This window comes from Shigella sp. FC1567 (assembly GCF_001743015.1).
Classification (GTDB): Bacteria; Pseudomonadota; Gammaproteobacteria; order Enterobacterales; family Enterobacteriaceae; genus Escherichia; species Escherichia coli.
In genome coordinates, this window is the sequence record NZ_MIIV01000193.1 from 1 (window position 1) to 3,227 (window position 3,227).

The window sequence follows — 3,227 nt, forward strand, 5'->3', positions numbered from 1 at the left end:
TATCATTGATCATGACTCTCCATATGGATATATGACATTAACCGATCACTTTGATAATGCTATTCCACCTGTTTTTTACCATGAGCACCAATCATTTTTAGATAAATTTTCAGAGGTTAATAAAGAAGTTAGTCGATACGTACATGGAAGTAAAGGAATTATAGATGTACCAATATTCAATACTAAAGATATGAAGTTAGGGCTCGGATTATACCTGATTGACTTTATTAGAAAAAGTGAAGACCAAAGCTTCAAGGAGTTTTGCTATGGAAAAAATCTTGCCCCTGTGGATCTGGATAGAATCATAAACTTTGTTTTTCAGCCAGAGTACCATATACCTAGGATGGTAAGTACAGAAAACTTCAAAAAAGTTAAGATTAGAGAAATATCCTTAGAGGAGGCTGTTACAGCATCTAATTACGAAGAAATTAACAAGCAGGTCACTAACAAAAAAATTGCTCTCCAGACTCTTTTTCTTTCGATTACTAATCAAAAAGAGGATGTCGCCTTATATATATTATCTAATTTTGAGATAACTAGACAAGATGTTATTTCCATAAAGCATGAGTTGTATGATATTGAGTATCTACTTAGCGCTCATAATTCAAGCTGTAAAGTACTTGAGTATTTTATCAATAAGGGATTGGTTGATGTAAACACAAAGTTCAAAAAAACTAATAGTGGGGATTGTATGTTGGATAACGCAATAAAATATGAGAATGCAGAAATGATAAAACTATTATTGAAATATGGTGCAACATCTGACAATAAATATATTTAATCAAAATTGAATATCGTTTAGCAAAAGGCAGTATTTGCACAAAATATCGATATATTGTTTATTGTCAGTATGGCTCAATGTGATAATAGTTGGAAAGTTTGATGGGTTTCGCCCCGTTGTAGCGGTAGTCGAGCTGGAAGGTCTTCAGGCACTGCTTACAGCGATAGAGCAGCCCCCCTGAACTGGAATGGCCGTTCCGGATACCCCCTGAGTTTCAGAGTAACGGGGACAAACCACATCAATCTTTGCCATCAATCATCCAAAGGGCAAAGAGTACAACAACACTAAGTCTGCGTCACAACCCATCAATGAAAGGAATATATACATATGCCATCAGTAAATTTAATCCCATCAAGGAAAATATGTTTGCAAAATATGATAAATAAAGACAACGTCTCTGTTGAGACAATCCAGTCTCTATTGCACTCAAAACAATTGCCATATTTTTCTGACAAGAGGAGTTTTTTATTAAATCTAAATTGCCAAGTTACCGATCACTCTGGAAAACTTATTGTCTGTCGACACTTAGCTTCCTACTGGATAGCACAGTTTAACAAAAGTAGTGGTCACGTGGATTATCATCACTTTGCTTTTCCGGATGAAATTAAAAATTATGTTTCAGTGAGTGAAGAAGAAAAGGCTATTAATGTGCCTGCTATTATTTATTTTGTTGAAAACGGTTCATGGGGAGATATTATTTTTTATATTTTCAATGAAATGATTTTTCATTCCGAAAAAAGCAGAGCACTAGAAATAAGTACATCAAATCACAATATGGCATTAGGCTTGAAGATTAAAGAAACTAAAAATGGGGGGGATTTTGTCATTCAGCTTTATGATCCCAACCATACAGCAACTCATTTACGAGCAGAGTTTAACAAATTTAACTTAGCTAAAATAAAAAAACTGACTGTAGATAATTTTCTTGATGAAAAACATCAGAAATGTTATGGTCTTATATCCGACGGTATGTCTATATTTGTGGACAGACATACTCCAACAAGCATGTCCTCCATAATCAGATGGCCTAATAATTTACTTCACCCCAAAGTTATTTATCACGCGATGCGTATGGGATTGACTGAGCTAATCCAAAAAGTAACAAGAGTCGTACAACTATCTGACCTTTCAGACAATACGTTAGAATTACTTTTGGCAGCCAAAAATGACGATGGTTTGTCAGGATTGCTTTTAGCTTTACAAAATGGGCATTCAGATACAATCTTAGCATACGGAGAACTCCTGGAAACTTCTGGACTTAACCTTGATAAAACGGTAGAACTACTAACTGCGGAAGGAATGGGAGGACGAATATCGGGTTTATCCCAAGCACTTCAAAATGGGCATGCAGAAACTATCAAAACATACGGAAGGCTTCTCAAGAAGAGAGCAATAAATATCGAATACAATAAGCTGAAAAATTTGCTGACCGCTTATTATTATGATGAAGTACACAGACAGATACCCGGACTAATGTTTGCTCTTCAAAATGGACATGCAGATGCTATACGCGCATACGGTGAGCTCATTCTTAGCCCCCCTCTCCTCAACTCAGAGGATATTGTAAATTTGCTGGCCTCAAGGAGATATGACAATGTTCCCGGACTTCTGTTAGCATTGAATAATGGACAGGCTGATGCAATCTTAGCTTATGGTGATATCTTGAATGAGGCAAAACTTAACTTGGATAAAAAAGCAGAGCTGTTAGAAGCGAAAGATTCTAATGGTTTATCTGGATTGTTTGTAGCCTTGCATAATGGATGTGTAGAAACAATTATTGCTTATGGGAAAATACTTCACACTGCAGACCTTACTCCACATCAGGCATCAAAATTACTGGCGGCAGAAGGCCCAAATGGGGTATCTGGATTAATTATAGCTTTTCAAAATAGGAATTTTGAGGCAATAAAAACTTATATGGGAATAATAAAAAATGAAAATATTACACCTGAAGAAATAGCAGAACACTTGGACAAAAAAAATGGAAGTGATTTTCTAGAAATTATGAAGAATATAAAAAGCTGAATATTATCTCGTGGTGATACACTGAATTTGAGGTAACCGGCTCATTTAAACCGTCTGGTCTGTTACCTCCGGTTCCACAAAAATAATGTCCATCATTTTGAAGTGGACACTATCGTATGGAATACCGGACCTGGATCACTGAAGCTTTACGCCTTCATTTCGAAGAACATTTACCACGGGTTGTGGCCGGACGTCGCCTGGGCGTACCAAAATCAACTGTCTGTGGTATGTTCGTGTGAACCGCCCCCGGTATCCCGCTCATGCTGGCGAACCCAGACACGCAGTGAACCGCCCCGGGTTTCCTGGAGAGTGTTTTATCTGTGAACCACGGCAGCCTGGCGGCTGCAAATCGGGGTGTGGCAGAATATGAGCTTTCAGAGTAACCATCCAGAATGAGTTCCCATGTCACACAACCTGGAGC

Annotated in this window: 1 protein-coding gene and 3 pseudogenes; 3 read left to right on the plus strand and 1 reads right to left on the minus strand. The window is 37.5% G+C overall.

From position 1 onward, the window contains the following. A pseudogene (gene ospC1 / locus BHE85_RS12580) lies at nt 1-781 on the plus strand (type 3 secretion system effector OspC1); the annotation flags it as partial. A gap of 103 nt (nt 782-884) precedes the next feature. On the opposite strand, the pseudogene BHE85_RS12585 reads toward ospC1, so the two are convergent. After that, nucleotides 885-1,033 (minus strand): annotated as a pseudogene (locus BHE85_RS12585) (IS1 family transposase); the annotation flags it as partial. 75 nt (nt 1,034-1,108) lie between these two features. Between BHE85_RS12585 and ospD3 the strand changes: the two are divergent. Continuing rightward, nucleotides 1,109-2,806 (plus strand): type III secretion system effector OspD3, encoded by a 1,698-nt coding sequence (ospD3, locus tag BHE85_RS12590; protein ID WP_005006403.1) that lies wholly within the window; start codon nt 1,109-1,111, stop codon nt 2,804-2,806. 116 nt (nt 2,807-2,922) lie between these two features. Further along, nucleotides 2,923-3,042: pseudogene (locus tag BHE85_RS12595) on the plus strand (IS66-like element accessory protein TnpA); the annotation flags it as partial. Between the last annotated feature and the right edge of the window lie 185 nt (nt 3,043-3,227).

Excerpts from the sequence above, each read along its gene's own strand:
- ospD3 (WP_005006403.1), top strand. The coding sequence starts at position 1,109 with ATGCCATCAGTAAATTTAATCCCATCAAGGAAAATATGTTTGCAAAAT.